The organism is Rhizobium sp. Root149, assembly GCF_001427345.1.
Lineage (GTDB): Bacteria > Pseudomonadota > Alphaproteobacteria > Rhizobiales > Rhizobiaceae > Neorhizobium > Neorhizobium rhizoryzae.
In genome coordinates this window covers 194,216-209,332 of the sequence record NZ_LMGD01000023.1, presented here as the reverse complement: position 1 = coordinate 209,332, position 15,117 = coordinate 194,216, and the positions used below count along the sequence as shown (strand labels likewise).

Here is a 15,117-nt window from a genome sequence, read left to right as displayed (position 1 = left end):
CGCCCGCCCATTGACCCTGATCGGCATGAAACAGCATTAATAGATTGTCGACGAGTTGATGATATGTTTATCCTGAATCTGCGAAGCAGTTTCGAATATTATAATTATTCATCCGCAGGATATTAGATGTGATGCAAAGCTGGGTGAGAAGACTGTGTCTGACAGCTTGCCTAGCATTGTTTCCTCTTTTTGCGGTAGAGGCGCGAACCGTACGGTTTGAAGTCAAAAGCCAGCCACTCTCACAGGTCATCGATATCTTAGCCGATTTAGCCGGCATTCCCGTACAGAAGCTCGGAGACGTGCCGGGGAGACTGGAAAAATGGAGTGCGCATGGGGAGGGTATCGCTGTTTTCCAGAAGCTGGCTCAAGATGCCAATCTCTTTTTCGCCTATGACGGAACCAAGGCGATCGTCGCGGCGTCCAGCGAGGTGAAGACCACCGTTCTGCCGCTCGGAAATTATGATTGGGTAGCGGCCCAGAACATAATCAAGACGTTGTATCCAATCGTTCCGGAGAGAACGCTCCGCTTCGACAAAGCTACAGGAATGCTGACAATCCGGGGGCCGCAATTGTTCAACGATACAATCGCAGCAGTCTTGGCCAAACCTCAGAATTCAACGATCAAAGTCATCCGCGGCGGCGCACTTCAAGAAATTTCCCCGAAATCGATGCGGTAACTTGGTCGGAATCCCCTGTCGAGGAACTCAGGCATGTCCAAATTCAGGAAGGAATTTGAACTGATCCACAAGATCCGCTCGATCCGCGCGGACCGGGCGGAGCGGAACATGGCGATTGCAGAAGGCCAGCGCATGCAGGCGGTCATCGCGCATAATGATGCCACAGCTCTCAAAGATAAAGCAAAGCAACGGGTCCGCGATATCGATTCGGGCCGTTTCGCTGCTCACAACAGCCAAATTTCCGGCAAAGAGTTGAAAGATGGCGCAATGGCAGCGCGAGAGGCGAAGGCTCGGCTACAAGATGCAGCCTCCGATGTCATCGTAAAGAATGAACAGCGGGAACAGGCAACCTGGAACGCGACAGTCTGGAAAGAGATTTATAAAGCAAGCCAGAGAAAGGTCATCAAGACTGAAGCCATCCTCGAGCAACTGGCGGATGAGCCTGCAACAGAGAAAGATGCCAGAGTGTAGAAGGGGTCGCGAAAAAGACTTGAACTCACCGAGTCTGTCCCCATCCTACGATAGGATGAAAAGATAAGGCTCGTTGCTTCGGTTCGATGCGAAGACAGCCTTGCGCGGAGCCTCACTTCTTATCGGGTGTTACCTTGGACGGCGGGCCGGATCTGATTTCGGCACCAATGCGATGACGGGCTGACCGGACCTCCGGACTGCCATACATTTCCTTCTGTTCTCGCTTCGCTTCGGTCTTTGTCATCCGATGCTCATGGCGAAACAGCGCCCGCGATATCCTGATGTCGAAACCTGCCGTGACAACCAGAATGATGGCGATGATCACCATCAGCGTATTTGTGACACTTGCAGAAAGACCGAGAGCACATTCAGCAACGCCGCATAAGGGTGCCCAAAATAGTGCATTCATGAAATAAAGAAGTGTGGCCGCTCCTGTAATCAGCATAACGATACACTTAACGAGACCTTTCAGAAACTCGGAGAGGCTCGACAGGGAGAAGATGTTCTTCAGCCCCTGTGCAGGATTCAACTTGCCGAGATCGAAAGCCATGTTTTTCATCGACATGAGCAGCCCTTCCCCATCAATGATCGCAGACACAAGGGCAGCAGCCAGACCCAGGAGCAAGGGGGCCATGATCAGGTTTGAAACCTGATCGGCAGCAGCATAAAGCGTCGCGGCCAATCGGTCTTTCGGCACGATGATGGTATGCTCAGGCAAAATTGTCAGCGGGAAATCGAAGAAGCTGCTTGCACTCTGATAGATCCAGCTATGTGCTAAAATCAGGAAGCCGCTAATCACGATGACGGAGGCAGCGGCTGGCACATCTTTCGAATGAGCAACCTGCCCCTCGCGTTTCAGCCTGTTCAGCTTGATCTGGCTGGGCGGTAACTGCTTCTCTTCGGTATCGTCATTTTTCGACAATTTCCACCTGCATTATCTTGATGATCTGGCCGAAACCTTTTGTCCACGTATCTTCAACATAGTGCCCAATGAACACTGTATAGACTGTAAAGACAGCAAGTACTGCTACATTCTTGAAAACTGGAAGTGCATCATTGAGCGGCAGTTGCTTGGCCGCGCGGCCGATATAGGAAAATGACAGTTCGACTGCGAATGCCACGATCATGTAAGGAGACGCGAGAACCGCTCCGACCTTGAACAGCGTAACGAAGATTTCCACCACCGCCGTCAGTGGCTCAATCTCTATTTTCGGTGAAACCTCCAGAACCGGCCAGAAGACAAAGGACCGGTAAAAAATCGATATCATATCATAGAGACCGCCTGCACTGACAAAGAGCATCAAAGAGAGGGCCAGGAGCACGGATCCAAGGGTCGTTGTTTCCAAGGCATTGACCTGGTCAAATATGTTCGCCTGGTTGGCACCTCGGTAGACATCCGTCATATCGCCCGCAGCCTGGGCAGCCCAAAAGGGTATGCCGAGTCCAGCTCCCAGCAAGACACCGAAACAGAACTCCTTTGCGGACAGTAACGCTATATCGGCGTAACTGATGGATTCGATCTGCAACTGCGCATGGGTCACGAGGATCACTGGCGCAGAAAGCCCGAGGGCCGCACCAAATCGAACGATCCCGGTGATGTTGAAAAGTGTAAAGATTGGGAAGATCGCGAAAATTCCCAACGCACGCGATCCGCTTAGCAACAGGGCGGTCGCCAAAAGAACGCTTTCGTCGGCCTGCAGAGTCTTATCCTTGCGTTAGCGAACCATATCCGGAAAATCATTCAGGATATGTTCTGCATGTTGAACCAGAGGAGAAACAAGCGCCCCGCCACTTGCAACCAGACCGGCAGATAGAACGAGAATTTTCACGATCTGCGAAATGGTCTGCTCCTGAATCTGCGTCGCCGCCTGAAATACGGCAATCAAGAGCCCGATAATGGCTGCTGCGATCAGCAAGGGACCAGCAAATATGAAGGTCGCCATGGATGCCGCATTGATTTCGCTGATGACGAGGTTCGGATCCATGACTACGAATGACCCCGCAAGCGACTATCGGGGGAATGATCCGAGAAAGCAAAGCCTTCGCCGCTCCAAGGTGTCTCTGGAAGCTGGTGCCGATCAGTTTGCATAGGTCAGCACCAATCCTTCCAGTAGACGCCGCCAGCCATCGATGGATACGAAGAGCAACAGCTTCACAGGGGTGGAAACGACGGTCGGTGACATCATCGACATGCCAAGCGCGACGAGAATGGCCGAAATGGCAAAATCGATCATCAGAAAAGGCAGGTAGATCAGAAAGCCGATCTCGAATGCGCGCGTGAGTTCTGTCACCAGGAAGGCAGGCGCGAGAATTGTCAGATCATCTTCGCTGAAGGTCACACCGGGCGCATCGTTCCAGATGCGACGTGCTGCTTCTATGAAGAAAGTGCGGACTTCCGGATCCGCATACTTCTTCATAAATTGCACAAGCGGTTCGCTGACGTAATTGAAACCAGAAAAAAACGTCGCAGACGACGTAAACAGGGCATTGTGTGTGAGATATTGTTCCCAGGTGGCCTGTAGAACAGGATTCATGATGAATGCGGTAAGAACGATGGCGACAACGAATATCAGCAGATTCGGCGGGGTCTGCTGAATGCCTATGGCATTTCGAACGATCAGCAATACGACTGATATTTTGGTGAAGGAACTTGCAACGACGGCAAGAACCGGCAGCATTGAAACCGCTGTGAGGGCCGCGAGGCTCTGGTAGAGCAGCATATCCTGGTTCATGGGTCTGCCAGCGTGGTGATCTGTACGGCAGTAAGCCCATCAACGGTAATCAACTTGCCCCGGCCGATCAGCACGCCTTGAGCAACGATTTCGATACCGCTTTCTTCCAGTCGTTCCAGTTCGAAAACATGGCCGGGCTCAAGGTTTTCAAGTTCGGAGATCGGCAGGCTCAAACGGCCAGCGTTGAAGGCAATCTTGATCGGAATATCTCCGATATTGCCAGGCGCTCCTTCTTCTTCAGATGCCAGGTTGTCATCCGCGACACTATCCATCATTTGCCTCACTGATTGCTGCGTCCCGACGGTGAGTGGCGCAGTCAATTCAAATCCGTTTTGCCGTTCAATGACGGGCACCTTGATTGTCTCACCTATGACCGCAGTCCAGTCATGTGATCCACCAACCGACAAAACGATACCGTCGCCCAGGCGCAGCGATCGGATTTGGCTGGCGGTCAGAACAGCCCCACCGCGGCGAAATGCAATTTCCAAATTCAGATATTTCGGCTTTTCCCGCGGAAGCGAGAGGGACCAATGCCAGATCCGCTCGAGGATCGAACCACTGAAGCACCCGGCAACGTCGAACTTGATGTCATCCACCTCGATCTCAAAGTAGGCATTGGCTTCAAGAGGTGGTTGCTTTTGAATTTTGCAAAGTCTGATGCTTTGCCGTGTTCGCAGAACAGCCTCGAGGTACCGGACCAGATCCTCGAAAATGAACTCCAAAATCAGCGCGCGCGCACCAGAGGGCACCTCGTCCCATTCAAGAGTGGGTTCGCGCCGAGCAATGAGCAGATCCAGCCCCTGCGCATCCAGATACAGTTCGGTTGTTTCTTCCCCGCCGACGATTTCCACGAGGTAGCGCTTCACTGCGACATCGCCCTGACCTGCTCTGGCTACAGGACGTATGGAATAGGTGGCAATGCCCGTATCAAGCGTGTAGGCCTTCCTTCGCCGCAATGCTCGTTTTAGCGGACCTGCACCCAAATCGTAGGACAGCAGTGAAAGCGCCTGTTGATGCTGCATCAGACCAACTCCTGAAGCGCTCTTACCGTTTCATCGAAGCTTCGGTTCTGGCCCTTTCCGTCGTAGAGCAATGCGTTGATGGCATCCCGCTTCTGGACGGCTTCATCCACCTCAGGGTCGTTGCCAGCCTTGTACTCGCCGACACGGATCAACAATTCGACGTCGATGTATGTCGACATCAGGGATCGGACTTTGTTCGCAGCATTGACATGGTCTTTGCTGACGACGGCTCCCATCGTACGGCTCTTGCTTTGGAGAACATCGATCGCGGGATAGCGCCCGCTTCTCGCTATACGCTCCGAGAGGATGATATGGCCGTCGAGAAGCGAACGCGTTTCCTCGGCGATCGGATCGTCAGTATCGTTCCCTTCGACAAGGACCGTGTAAAATGATGTGATCGAACCAGTCGCGGCATTGCCCGTCCGCTCGAATATCTGAGGTAGGGCGGCAAAGACCGATGGTGGGAAACCGCGACGAACAGGTGGCTCACCTGCTGCGAGACCAACTTCACGGAGAGCTCTAGCGACACGCGTCATGCTGTCGATAACGAGCAGAACACGCTTGCCCCGATCACGGAAGTATTCCGCGATGGATGTGGCTGTCAGGACCGCCTTGTAACGCTCCAGAGCAGGCCGATCAGAAGTGGCCGCCACAAGCACCATGCGAGACGGTTTGTCATCCGGAAGATTGTGTTCGACGAATTCGGCAACCTCGCGACCACGTTCACCAATGAGAGCGCAGACGGCAACATCCCATGCGCCTGCCTCAAGAATCCGCGAGATCAATGTCGATTTGCCTGCGCCGGGGGGGCCGAATATCCCTACGCGCTGGCCTTCACCGCATGTCAGCATCGCATCGATGGCCGTCACGCCGGTTTCGAAGGGTCTTGATATGGATCGACGCGACAAGGGATCGACTGGAGCCCCATTCAATGGCTGCAACCGTGAAGACTGGTCTGGCTGCTGCTGAAAGGGTTTACGGATAACCCGCCCGTGCGCATCAATGATCGCCCCGATCATGAAGTCCCCCACAGCCACGCTTGGAGGCCTTCCTGTGGGTATCACTTCAGTCCTGAGCGACAACCCCACTGTATCTCCGTGCAGAGACAACAGCACATTGTCGCTCTCGATGCCCACGACTTCGGCGAGACCAATCAATCCCGTGCCGGGCTCGCGCAATTCGCACAACTCACCCATGCGAACCAGGGGCATCTCCGCCCGAACCATAAGCCCGGAGATACTGCGGATACGCCCGGCGACACGGCGCGTTTCCGTCCGTTCCAAGGCCTGTTCGAGCCTTGAAATCACATCAGCCACGTCGGATCGCCTCCAGCAAATTCGCCAACTGATCCGCCAGTCCTATCTGCTGTCGCGTCCCGTCAACTTCAAGAAGCAGTTCGTTACGTCCGACGTAGGCGTCCGCAACAACGGTCAGGCGAGATTCCAGGTTTCGCAACGCCCCGACAACGAAATCGAACTCGTCGGGGGATACGCGCAGCTTAAAGCCAGTAGCAGCGGTCGATTGTTCAATGGCAGCATGCACGACGCGCCTGACGCGCTCGTTCTCGGGCATATCGCCCAAAATCTTTTCAAGGCCCTGGATAACGATCTTTACAATCCGATCCTCGAAATCGAAAAGCTCACGCTCCGCTCGAGCCATCGTTTCCTTCAACCGAAGTTCCATCTCACGCAGAGCCTGAGTTCGACCCTGCGCGTAACCACGCTCCTGAGCTTCGCGCATCGCAGCAGAGATTACATATTCCAGATCAGCGTTACGCCTCGAAGCCGCTGCCAACAGATCCGACGCGCTTTGCACAAGCCCCATATCCTCGGATCTGATGATGGTCGAGGTTGGCGCAGCAGTCATACCTCTGCCTCGCGGTCGACAAGATCGAGCATCGCCTGATTGACGAGTGTTATCGCCTGAGAGCCCGGAATGGATGCTATACCGCTGTTCTCTGTCGCTCCCGGTCTGATCCGCCAACGGGGATCGATGCGATTATGGCGAGCCCAAATTTCCATCATGACCCAGCCATCCGCCTCCATGTGCGCAAAACATTCCTCGAGGTCGTTGTAGTTACGAATCGGGCCCTCGACAGTAATGTTGGCATAAGTCAGAATTTTTTTCATGCTTGATTTATGAAAATTCCTCCCAAGGGCATCTATATCAGATCGAGTGAGATGCGTACGGAGGCTAGGCAAGCTTAAAGTTACCCCTAATATTTTAGCTGTTTCTTTAATTTCGTTTTCTGATGTTAATAGGAATGCTTCAACGAGGCGGTTTGCAGGAGGAATCGCGCCGAACTCATCAATAACCTTCCTATACAACCGATTGGTCAGCCGTTGAGTCTTAACAAGTCTTTCCAACACATCCGGCGGAATGGAAGAAAAAAGCGGGTGATTGGACAGAGCTGCCTTTGCCAGGATCTCCCGCCGACGTCTCCCTGCCGCAATCTCCCCCGGTACGGCCATTTCAATGGGCCTGACGCTGCTGTGGCAGAACCAGAATTGCAGCGGCTACAGCGGCAAGCGCGGCGGCAAGTGCAATCAACAGAACCCGACCGAGAGACGAGGGTGCAGAATTGCTGCTACTATCCGTTGCTTCTTCTGGAGCAGCGACCTGCCCTGCGGGACGGAAATTCTCGCGGTCGACAGGAATGACGGGACTGGAAACAACCGAAACATCTTCATAGGAGAGGCCGCGCACGCTGTTCACGACCAATGAACGCGTCTTGCTCTCAATTGTCGCCAAGTCCGCCTCATCACGGTATCTGATGAGCACGGAGGCGCGGGATTGCTCGCGCACCAGACCGCGGCCGTTATCCTCGGGAAGCACGACATGAACCCGCGCTTCCGCGACGCCCTCAATTTCGGACAGCGTCTGCGACAATTGTTGCTCAAGAGCGTAACCCATCCTTGCCTTCTGTTCGAAAGGCGTGACCACAAAACCAGTGCCCGGGAATATCTGCGCAACAGAGGCATGTTCATTTCGTGGCAGCCCATGGTCCGCCAGGATCGCCAAAATGCGCGCCGAATCTGCTGATGATCCCGTCAAGCTGTAGCGTCCGTCCTCTCCTTTGAGAGTGCTGACCTGAAGCCCGGCACGATCGAGGATGAGTTGTGCATCCAGCATGTCTTTCTGGCTCAACCCGCCAATTACTTCCTTCGAGCAAGCCGTCAAAAGCAGGAGCGACAGGAAGAACGAACTGCGAAGCAACGAACTGCGGATATTCATTCTACTGTCCTTGCGTGAGACGCTTGAACGAAGCGAGCGCCGTCTGCACCAATGCACTTGCAACGCCGAGGCTTGCCGAATTGCGTTGCGCGACCTCGAACTCATCGATGGCAGCATCGACAATATCGCTCCCGTCGGAGCGCTCTACTTCTTCTTCGACCCGAATGTCCACGAGAAGCGGTCCACCCGATCGACCCTGCGCGCCCATCAGTTGCGGCGGCAACTGAGCGAAAAAGGGTGCAAACGTCGATGAACCTGACTTGGCACCATCGGAGCCGACATAGGTTGAGGGCGCAGGATCCTTGGCCTCGTAAGGCGAAATACGACGGCGTGCGTACCGATCGAGCGGCGCGGCAGAAGCAGTGAACTGAGCGGGGCCTCCAGGTGATGCTCCGCTGAAGCGCGCAATCAGTTCACCCTTCAATGCCTCAAGCTTCGAATTGCCGCCAGGAGGCCCTCCCAGGGCGTCTGCAAGTTTAGCAACGTCTTCGGCAGTATTCATGGCTTATTACTCCAAACAAGAAGCCATATCGCTATTTCTATTCTTCCTTACCTTCGTCGACCGCCTCCTTGACGGGATCAAAGAGTTTGCGCTGCAACTCGGCGTTCTCCATCATCCCTTGCATCATCATCGAGGTGAATGCCTTGCCGTCCGGGCTGATCTTGCCTGCTCCGGCGCCTGCACTAAAGTCAGTTGTGCCCATTTCGCCAAGGCCGGACGCGGCGGGGGGCGTACTACCTGAAATCTCCATAGCCAAACCTCCGTGCTTGCTTTTGATGCTCGAAGGATACTTTCTAGTAATTCTTTGTCAAATATTTATTGTTAACATATAGTTAAGTTAACCATATACATACCATATTATATTTCACTGATATTTGTTATGAATCATTCTGCTTCATGAAAAGGATAATGCTCGCGCCTTTCAGCCGGAAAACGCAAGATAGCTCCAAATTTAACGAATTTTGTCACCGGCTATAGCATGCCTGTCACCGATGATTGCGACACCGACGGATCTGATCGCTGATCCTGTCGACCGGATTCTCAGGTGAGGACGTCGTAATGCTGCATATAAACACAGACGGATTTACTGCCGGCGCAAGATTATCAACTGGCGACGACCCAGTAATGTTGGAAAAGGCCATGCAGTTGACCGGCGGACGGGTAACCATTCGCCCCAATTGCAATACATTTCGGTTTGATCACCGACAGGCTCAAATAGGCACAACCTCTATCACTGCTTTACGTATCGACGGGGGCTGTACGATATCCCGGCAGGATGCGGCCGATCGGCTGCTGGTGTTTCTTCCGCTACACGGCGCCGCAAAGATTCAAGTGGGAACGCAATGCCTCGACGCGACGCCCGATGTCATAGTCCTGGCTCCGACGCGGCAGGTCTCCGCACTCGACGTTCCGGCCTCACGCGCTCATCTTGTGCTTGAGATACCCCAGGCGGATCTGCGCAGCAAACTAGGTAACCTGGTAGGCCGTACAATACACGAAAGTCTTCAGTTTCAGTTGACGTTGAAGATAGATACAGGCCCTGGACGTCTTTTAAGCTTGATAGGGCGTGCCCTGGCTGAAGGCTTGAACCAGGACATCAACTCCAACGCGTCTACGCTTCAAATCCTGTCAGATGCAGTCGCAAGCTGCCTCGTGGAACTGGTATGGCACAACTATACGCCGTCCGTTGAAAGCGCTACCAATCTTCTCACGCCAAAATATATCGAGAACGCCATTGCCTTCATGCAGGCGAATTTGCACAAGCCGCTTACGGTTGACGCCATTGCTGCGGCGGTCAGTGTTAGCCCCCGATCATTACAGCAGGGGTTCAAACAGTTCCGCGAAACAACCCCTATGGCTTACCTGAAAGAGTTGAGACTGCAGGCTGCCCACAGAGAACTTCAATGGGCGCCGCCAGGCGTTTCAGTCAGTGATATCGGACGCAAATGGGGTTTCTCGCATTTGGGACGATTTGCGGCAGAGTATAGGGACAGGTTTGGCCGCGCACCGTCCGGGACGCTCAAGGGCTTTTAAGAGCGCTAACGAAAGAACAGATTCTTCAAGGGCAGAAGGGCGGATCCAATCGCTGCGCCATCCCCGGCGACTTCACTTTGCAAGAGAGAGGGCAAAGCGCGAGGAGCAGGCATTCCTGTCGGTATAAGTTTCCTCGCTATGTCCTGCAGGAGAAAGGCAACCAGCGACTGCGGAACGCGCCCGCCGAGAACGATGGCATCAGGATCAAAGATGCCGAAGATGGCCCTGAAGAGGTGCAGGTATGTATTGCTGACGTCATCGATCCATTGGAGGACACCTGGCAGGCTCATGTCGAACCGGTCAAGCAGGCCTTCTACATTGGGGATATCGACGCCGTTTCGTTGAACGAAGGCGTGAAGCCCGCGAAGCGAGACCCGATCCAGTTCCTCCAGGCCGGAGAGTAGGTAGCAATAGTTTCCGGCATTTTCGTGAGATCCCCGAAACAAGGCTCCGTTCGATACGAGTGCGCCGGAAACATCTTTGTCGAGGCTAATGAAGGCGAAGTTTCCGATACGTTTGCCTACGCCAGTCAGGCTCTCCCCGATGGCCGACGCGGCAGCAAGGGTCTCCGAGAAAACAGGCACATTCCACATATCACCAAGTACTTGCGGACAACGCAGGAGATTAAAACCCTCGTCTTCCGAATTGGCCTTGATGTCACTGGCCATGCCAATGCCGCAGAGTTGCTGACGTCGAATGCCCAGTTCACTCAGGACGCCCTCGAGCATCTGAACAAACACGGCCGATGAGCGCTTATCCGTCAAAGTGACCGAGGTCACGCATTTTTCGAGTACCGGAATACCGCTGAAGTTTACCACACTGATGCGCATGCTATCGTCGTCGATGGCTATGCCCAAAGAGTACCGCACGGCATTATTCAATTGCAGCATGGGACTGGGCTTGCCACGGCCATTGGGTTTTCCGCGTTCGGTAACGACCAGGCCATCTGCAATTAGTCCCTCAAGTATCCGGTGGACGGATTGTTGGGTCAGATCTGTCAGATCCGTAATATCCGCTCTGGTGATCGGTTGATGACACCGCAGAACATCCAGCAGCATCCGCTGGTTACTCGTATATTTTTGCATGCCTGTCGCTCTGCTGATTAAACAACATCAGTCAGCTGAAATAAGACCCTAGAATCACAGCTAATTAAGCATTTAATAACATAAACGACAAAAGAATATTGGTCATCCAGATGACAAAAGGCGCCGGATGTTTCCGACGCCCCTGCCCCGTCAGCGGCGAGCGGCCTTACGAGCAATACGCTGGCGAATAGAGTCAACATCCGCGCGTGGAGTCGCCGCAAACAGCGTTCTGGTGTATTCGTGGCTTGGATTGGAAAACACCTCGTCTCGCGTGCCGTATTCGACTGCTTCTCCGTAGTACATCACCATGACTTCATCTGCGATATACTTCACGACAGACAGATCATGGCTGATGAAAACGTAGGTCAGGCCAAATTCGTCCTGCAGGTCAGCCAGCAGATTGAGAACCTGAGCCTGTACCGAGAGATCGAGCGCCGAAACAGGCTCGTCGAGAACAAGCAGCTTCGGATTGAGCATCAGAGCCCGAGCAATGGCGATACGCTGGCGCTGGCCGCCTGAGAACATATGCGGATAGCGATTGTAGTGCTCTGGTCCAAGCCCAACCTTGATGAGCATTTCCGTTGCGCGATCACGCCGTTCGGCAGCCGACATCTTCGTGTTGATAGCCAGGGGCTCGCCGAGCACATCGCCAATCTTCTGGCGCGGGTTCAAAGAGCCATAGGGGTTCTGGAAAACGATCTGCACCTTCCGGCGCATGTCAGCCGTCAGATGTCCAGGTCTCGTATCAACAAGCTTCCCATCAATGAAAAGCTCACCTGCGGTCGGCTGGTCAATGAAGGTCAGAATACGAGCGAGGGTCGATTTTCCACAACCACTTTCGCCGACAATGGCCAATGTCTTGCCCTTCTCCAGCTTGAACGACACACCTTTCACGGCGTGCACGATCTTCTCCGGCTTGAAGAGGCCTTGAGGAACACGATAGTCCTGCTTGATATTGCGGATCTCGAGCATTGTTTCAGCCTGTTTCAGATCGGAAGGTCTCATCGAACATCTCCCGCAAGTTCAGCCGTGGAAACAAAGTCGGAAACGGTGCTGAGCCGGTCGCCGGTGGCATTCTCCGGCAGAGCGGCCAGAAGCGCGCGGGTGTAGGCGTTCTTCGGAGCCTCGAACAGAGACAGCACATCGGCCTCCTCCATTTTCCGCCCTTTGTACTGCACGATAACCCGGTCCGCTGTTTCTGCGACGACACCCATATCGTGGGTTATCATGATCAGGCCCATGCCATGTTCGGTTTGCAGATTCATGAGGAGATCGAGGATTTGCTTCTGGATGGTGACGTCCAATGCCGTCGTGGGCTCATCTGCAATCAAAAGCTTAGGATTGCAGGCAATGGCCATGGCAATCATCACGCGCTGGCACTGACCACCAGACATCTGATGCGGGAAGTGATTGAGCCGTTCTTCCGGGTTCGGCAGACCAACCAGCTTGAACAACTCGATTGCACGCGCGCGTCGCTGCGCCTTGCCCATGCCCATATGGATCCGCAGAACTTCCTCGATCTGGAAGCCAACGGCAAAGCACGGGTTCAGGCTGGCGATCGGCTCCTGGAAAATCATCGCCATGTCTTTACCGATCAGCTTTCGCCGTTCTGCATCGGGCAGTTTGCTGATGTCGCGACCCTGGAACTCGATCTTGTCAGCCGTGATCTTGGCTGTCCAGGGCAGGAGGCCCATGACAGCAAGCATGGAAACGGATTTTCCGGAACCGCTTTCTCCGACAATCGCAAGAACTTCACCTTCATTGACCGACAGTGAAACACCGTCGACGGCCTTGAACCAGCCGCTAGCGGTTTCGAACTGAACGGTCAGGTTCTGAATATCAAGAAGCGCCATGATCAGGACCTCTTCATCTTGGGATCGAGCGCATCGCGCAGCCCATCACCCATGAGATTGATTGCAAGAACGGTGATCAGGATCGCAAGGCCTGGGAAGGTAACCACCCACCATGCGCGCAGGATGAACTCGCGTGCTTCTGCCAGCATCGTGCCCCATTCCGGCGCCGGGGGCTGGGCTCCCATTCCCAGGAAGCCAAGTGCAGCCGCGTCCAGAATAGCGTTCGAGAAGGATAGCGTTGCCTGTACGATCAGGGGTGCCGTGCAGTTCGGCAGGATGGTCCTGAACATCAACCGGAATGGACCCGCTCCGGAAATCCGGGCAGCGGTTACGTAGTCACGTGTCTTTTCAGCCATGACGGCCGCGCGCGTGAGGCGCACGAAATGCGGCTGCAAGGTCAATGCAATCGCGATCATGCCGTTGGTCAGACTCGGTCCAAGAATTGCGACCAGCACGAGCGCCAGCAGCAATGAGGGAAATGCCAGGATGATATCCATCAGGCGCATGATGACCGTATCGACCCAACCCCGGTAGTAGCCCGCAATAAGGCCCACCAGAATGCCGCCGGTCAGCGAAAGCGTGGTGACGAACAGACCGATGAACAGCGAATATTGGGCGCCGTAGATCAGGCGAGACAGAATGTCTCTACCGACTGCATCAGTGCCGAGCAGGTAGGTCGCACGTCCGCCCTGAAGCCAGGATGGCGGCACCAGAACGGCGTCACGGTACTGCTCGAAGGGCGAATGCGGCGCGATCAGAGGCGCAAACACAGCCACGATGACCAGTGCAATAAACACAACGAGGCCGATGACCGCGCCGCGGTTTTCGGAAAAATAGAACCAGAATTCGCTGAGCATCTGGCGGCGCAAAGCCGCGCTGCTCACTGTTTCTGTCTTGGTCGTTTCTGCCATGGGATTTTCTCCTTCTTAGTGGCGGATACGCGGGTTGACGAGCCCGTAGAGCAGATCAACGATGAGATTGACGATCATGATGATAGCCGCGATCAGAAGCAGCCCACCCTGGATAACCGGATAATCGCGACGGAAAACACTATCCACCATCCACTTGCCGATACCCGGCCAGGAGAAGATCGTTTCCGTGAGAATGGCGCCGGCCAGCATCACACCGATCTGCAAACCGATTGTTGTGATAACGGGGATCATGGCGTTGCGAAGGGCATGCAGGCCCACGACGCGGAAAGGGGAAAGACCCTTGGCGCGCGCAGTGCGAATATAATCCTCGGACAGCACTTCCAGCATTGCCGAGCGCGTCTGACGCGCAATGACGGCGAGAGGAATGGTTGCCAGAACGATGGACGGCAGAATGAGGTGACTGACCGCTGACGAAAATGCGCCTTTCTGACCGGACAGCAGGGAGTCGATCAGCATGAAGCCCGTCACCGGCTTGAAATAGAACATCAGCGATATGCGGCCAGAAACCGGAGTCCATTGAAGAATGCCGGAAAACAAAATGATGAGCAGCAGGCCCCACCAGAAGATCGGCATCGAATATCCGACAAGGGCGATGCCCATCATGGATTGGTCGACAGCAGAGCCGCGCTTGATTGCCGCGATGACGCCAGCTGGAATGCCCAGGGCGACGGCAATGATGATCGCACAAAATGACAGCTCCACGGTTGCAGGAAATAGCGCCAGGAACTGCTTCAGAATAGGCGTTTTCGAAACGATCGAGGTGCCGAAGTCGCCCGTGACCACACCGCCGAGATAATCAAGGTATTGGATGACCATAGGCCGATCCAGACCGAGTTGCGCACTGATCTGCGCATGACGCTCGGGCGACATGACGCGTTCGCCCGACAGAAGGGCAACCGGATCACCCGGCAGCAGACGAATGAACGCAAAGGCAATGATCGATACCCCGATAAATGTCGGGATCAAGACGGCAAGCCGTCTCAAAAGAAAGCCAAACATGGATGAAACCTGCTTATTTTTCTTGGGTCTGGCGGTTCCACGGAGTCGGCCGTCGGAAGTGCCAGCCTTCATCTGAC

Annotated in this window: 19 protein-coding genes; 3 read left to right on the top strand and 16 right to left on the bottom strand. The window is 54.4% G+C overall.

The features are described from left to right. Positions 1-131: 131 nt before the first annotated feature. Together ASD54_RS20845 and ASD54_RS20840 are read left to right on the top strand one after the other, a co-directional pair. Positions 132-677 carry a hypothetical protein gene (locus ASD54_RS20845; protein WP_156379318.1) on the top strand — a complete coding sequence of 182 codons (546 nt, stop codon included), beginning with the start codon at positions 132-134 and terminating at the stop codon, positions 675-677. Between the two features lie 108 nt (positions 678-785). Further along, the gene (locus tag ASD54_RS20840; protein WP_156379317.1) at positions 786-1,148 is read left to right on the top strand and encodes a hypothetical protein; all 363 of its coding nucleotides are present in this window, start codon (positions 786-788) and stop codon (positions 1,146-1,148) included. Positions 1,149-1,260: 112 nt separating this feature from the next. Here the strand turns inward: ASD54_RS20840 and ASD54_RS20835 are convergent, their stop codons facing one another. The 11 genes from ASD54_RS20835 to ASD54_RS20785 all read right to left on the bottom strand — a co-directional run bounded on the left by ASD54_RS20835 (position 1,261) and on the right by ASD54_RS20785 (position 8,888). Continuing rightward, positions 1,261-2,070 (bottom strand): EscU/YscU/HrcU family type III secretion system export apparatus switch protein, encoded by an 810-nt coding sequence (locus tag ASD54_RS20835; RefSeq protein WP_062556492.1) that lies wholly within the window; start codon positions 2,068-2,070, stop codon positions 1,261-1,263. Next, positions 2,057-2,824, bottom strand: a complete 768-nt coding sequence (locus ASD54_RS20830) for a flagellar biosynthetic protein FliR (RefSeq protein WP_244484812.1) — start codon at positions 2,822-2,824, stop codon at positions 2,057-2,059. The genes ASD54_RS20835 and ASD54_RS20830 overlap by 14 nt, the downstream gene beginning before the upstream one ends. A gap of 39 nt (positions 2,825-2,863) precedes the next feature. Continuing rightward, positions 2,864-3,133, bottom strand: coding sequence for a flagellar biosynthetic protein FliQ (locus ASD54_RS20825; protein ID WP_062556490.1), 270 nt, complete (start codon positions 3,131-3,133; stop codon positions 2,864-2,866). 93 nt (positions 3,134-3,226) lie between these two features. Then, the gene (sctR, locus tag ASD54_RS20820; RefSeq protein WP_062556489.1) at positions 3,227-3,880 is read right to left on the bottom strand and encodes a type III secretion system export apparatus subunit SctR; all 654 of its coding nucleotides are present in this window, start codon (positions 3,878-3,880) and stop codon (positions 3,227-3,229) included. After that, positions 3,877-4,731, bottom strand: coding sequence for a type III secretion system cytoplasmic ring protein SctQ (sctQ, locus tag ASD54_RS20815; RefSeq protein ID WP_162249600.1), 855 nt, complete (start codon positions 4,729-4,731; stop codon positions 3,877-3,879). The genes sctR and sctQ overlap by 4 nt, the downstream gene beginning before the upstream one ends. A gap of 170 nt (positions 4,732-4,901) precedes the next feature. After that, a complete protein-coding gene (locus tag ASD54_RS20810; protein ID WP_062556487.1) occupies positions 4,902-6,218 on the bottom strand; it encodes a FliI/YscN family ATPase in 1,317 nt (438 codons plus the stop codon). Then, entirely contained in the window at positions 6,211-6,768 is a 558-nt protein-coding gene (locus tag ASD54_RS20805) for a hypothetical protein (RefSeq protein ID WP_062556486.1), read from the bottom strand. Before ASD54_RS20805 ends, ASD54_RS20810 begins: the two co-directional genes overlap by 8 nt. Then, positions 6,765-7,373, bottom strand: coding sequence for a hypothetical protein (locus ASD54_RS20800; protein ID WP_062556485.1), 609 nt, complete (start codon positions 7,371-7,373; stop codon positions 6,765-6,767). The genes ASD54_RS20805 and ASD54_RS20800 overlap by 4 nt, the downstream gene beginning before the upstream one ends. 1 nt (position 7,374) lies before the next feature. Continuing rightward, a complete protein-coding gene (sctJ, locus tag ASD54_RS20795; protein ID WP_062556484.1) occupies positions 7,375-8,136 on the bottom strand; it encodes a type III secretion inner membrane ring lipoprotein SctJ in 762 nt (253 codons plus the stop codon). A 1-nt stretch (position 8,137) separates the two neighbouring features. After that, complete coding sequence (locus ASD54_RS20790) at positions 8,138-8,638, bottom strand: hypothetical protein (RefSeq protein ID WP_062556483.1); 501 nt, start codon at positions 8,636-8,638, stop codon at positions 8,138-8,140. A 37-nt stretch (positions 8,639-8,675) separates the two neighbouring features. Continuing rightward, the gene (locus tag ASD54_RS20785; RefSeq protein WP_062556482.1) at positions 8,676-8,888 is read right to left on the bottom strand and encodes a hypothetical protein; all 213 of its coding nucleotides are present in this window, start codon (positions 8,886-8,888) and stop codon (positions 8,676-8,678) included. Positions 8,889-9,196: 308 nt separating this feature from the next. Between ASD54_RS20785 and ASD54_RS20780 the strand changes: the two genes are divergently transcribed. Beyond that, positions 9,197-10,171 carry an AraC family transcriptional regulator gene (locus ASD54_RS20780; RefSeq protein ID WP_062556481.1) on the top strand — a complete coding sequence of 325 codons (975 nt, stop codon included), beginning with the start codon at positions 9,197-9,199 and terminating at the stop codon, positions 10,169-10,171. A gap of 5 nt (positions 10,172-10,176) precedes the next feature. Here the strand turns inward: ASD54_RS20780 and ASD54_RS20775 are convergent, their stop codons facing one another. From ASD54_RS20775 to ASD54_RS20755, 5 genes are all read right to left on the bottom strand, one after another. After that, positions 10,177-11,256 (bottom strand): ROK family transcriptional regulator, encoded by a 1,080-nt coding sequence (locus tag ASD54_RS20775; RefSeq protein WP_082547310.1) that lies wholly within the window; start codon positions 11,254-11,256, stop codon positions 10,177-10,179. A gap of 150 nt (positions 11,257-11,406) precedes the next feature. Next, positions 11,407-12,261 (bottom strand): dipeptide ABC transporter ATP-binding protein, encoded by an 855-nt coding sequence (locus ASD54_RS20770; protein WP_062556479.1) that lies wholly within the window; start codon positions 12,259-12,261, stop codon positions 11,407-11,409. Then, entirely contained in the window at positions 12,258-13,109 is an 852-nt protein-coding gene (locus ASD54_RS20765; protein ID WP_062556478.1) for an ABC transporter ATP-binding protein, read from the bottom strand. Before ASD54_RS20765 ends, ASD54_RS20770 begins: the two co-directional genes overlap by 4 nt. Positions 13,110-13,111: 2 nt before the next feature. After that, entirely contained in the window at positions 13,112-14,020 is a 909-nt protein-coding gene (locus ASD54_RS20760) for an ABC transporter permease subunit (protein WP_062556477.1), read from the bottom strand. A 15-nt stretch (positions 14,021-14,035) separates the two neighbouring features. Beyond that, positions 14,036-15,040, bottom strand: coding sequence for an ABC transporter permease subunit (locus tag ASD54_RS20755; protein WP_062556891.1), 1,005 nt, complete (start codon positions 15,038-15,040; stop codon positions 14,036-14,038). Between the last annotated feature and the right edge of the window lie 77 nt (positions 15,041-15,117).

What these genes read in the sequence shown, in the direction of transcription:
- ASD54_RS20845 (WP_156379318.1), top strand. Translation starts at nt 132, where the DNA reads ATGCAAAGCTGGGTGAGAAGACTGTGTCTGACAGCTTGCCTAGCATTG.
- ASD54_RS20840 (WP_156379317.1), top strand. Translation starts at nt 786, where the DNA reads ATGGCGATTGCAGAAGGCCAGCGCATGCAGGCGGTCATCGCGCATAAT.
- ASD54_RS20825 (WP_062556490.1), bottom strand. Translation starts at nt 3,133, where the DNA reads ATGGATCCGAACCTCGTCATCAGCGAAATCAATGCGGCATCCATGGCG.
- sctR (WP_062556489.1), bottom strand. Translation starts at nt 3,880, where the DNA reads ATGAACCAGGATATGCTGCTCTACCAGAGCCTCGCGGCCCTCACAGCG.
- ASD54_RS20805 (WP_062556486.1), bottom strand. Translation starts at nt 6,768, where the DNA reads ATGACTGCTGCGCCAACCTCGACCATCATCAGATCCGAGGATATGGGG.
- ASD54_RS20800 (WP_062556485.1), bottom strand. Translation starts at nt 7,373, where the DNA reads ATGGCCGTACCGGGGGAGATTGCGGCAGGGAGACGTCGGCGGGAGATC.
- sctJ (WP_062556484.1), bottom strand. Translation starts at nt 8,136, where the DNA reads ATGAATATCCGCAGTTCGTTGCTTCGCAGTTCGTTCTTCCTGTCGCTC.
- ASD54_RS20790 (WP_062556483.1), bottom strand. Translation starts at nt 8,638, where the DNA reads ATGAATACTGCCGAAGACGTTGCTAAACTTGCAGACGCCCTGGGAGGG.
- ASD54_RS20785 (WP_062556482.1), bottom strand. Translation starts at nt 8,888, where the DNA reads ATGGAGATTTCAGGTAGTACGCCCCCCGCCGCGTCCGGCCTTGGCGAA.
- ASD54_RS20780 (WP_062556481.1), top strand. Translation starts at nt 9,197, where the DNA reads ATGCTGCATATAAACACAGACGGATTTACTGCCGGCGCAAGATTATCA.
- ASD54_RS20775 (WP_082547310.1), bottom strand. Translation starts at nt 11,256, where the DNA reads ATGCAAAAATATACGAGTAACCAGCGGATGCTGCTGGATGTTCTGCGG.
- ASD54_RS20770 (WP_062556479.1), bottom strand. Translation starts at nt 12,261, where the DNA reads ATGAGACCTTCCGATCTGAAACAGGCTGAAACAATGCTCGAGATCCGC.
- ASD54_RS20765 (WP_062556478.1), bottom strand. Translation starts at nt 13,109, where the DNA reads ATGGCGCTTCTTGATATTCAGAACCTGACCGTTCAGTTCGAAACCGCT.
- ASD54_RS20760 (WP_062556477.1), bottom strand. Translation starts at nt 14,020, where the DNA reads ATGGCAGAAACGACCAAGACAGAAACAGTGAGCAGCGCGGCTTTGCGC.
- ASD54_RS20755 (WP_062556891.1), bottom strand. Translation starts at nt 15,040, where the DNA reads ATGTTTGGCTTTCTTTTGAGACGGCTTGCCGTCTTGATCCCGACATTT.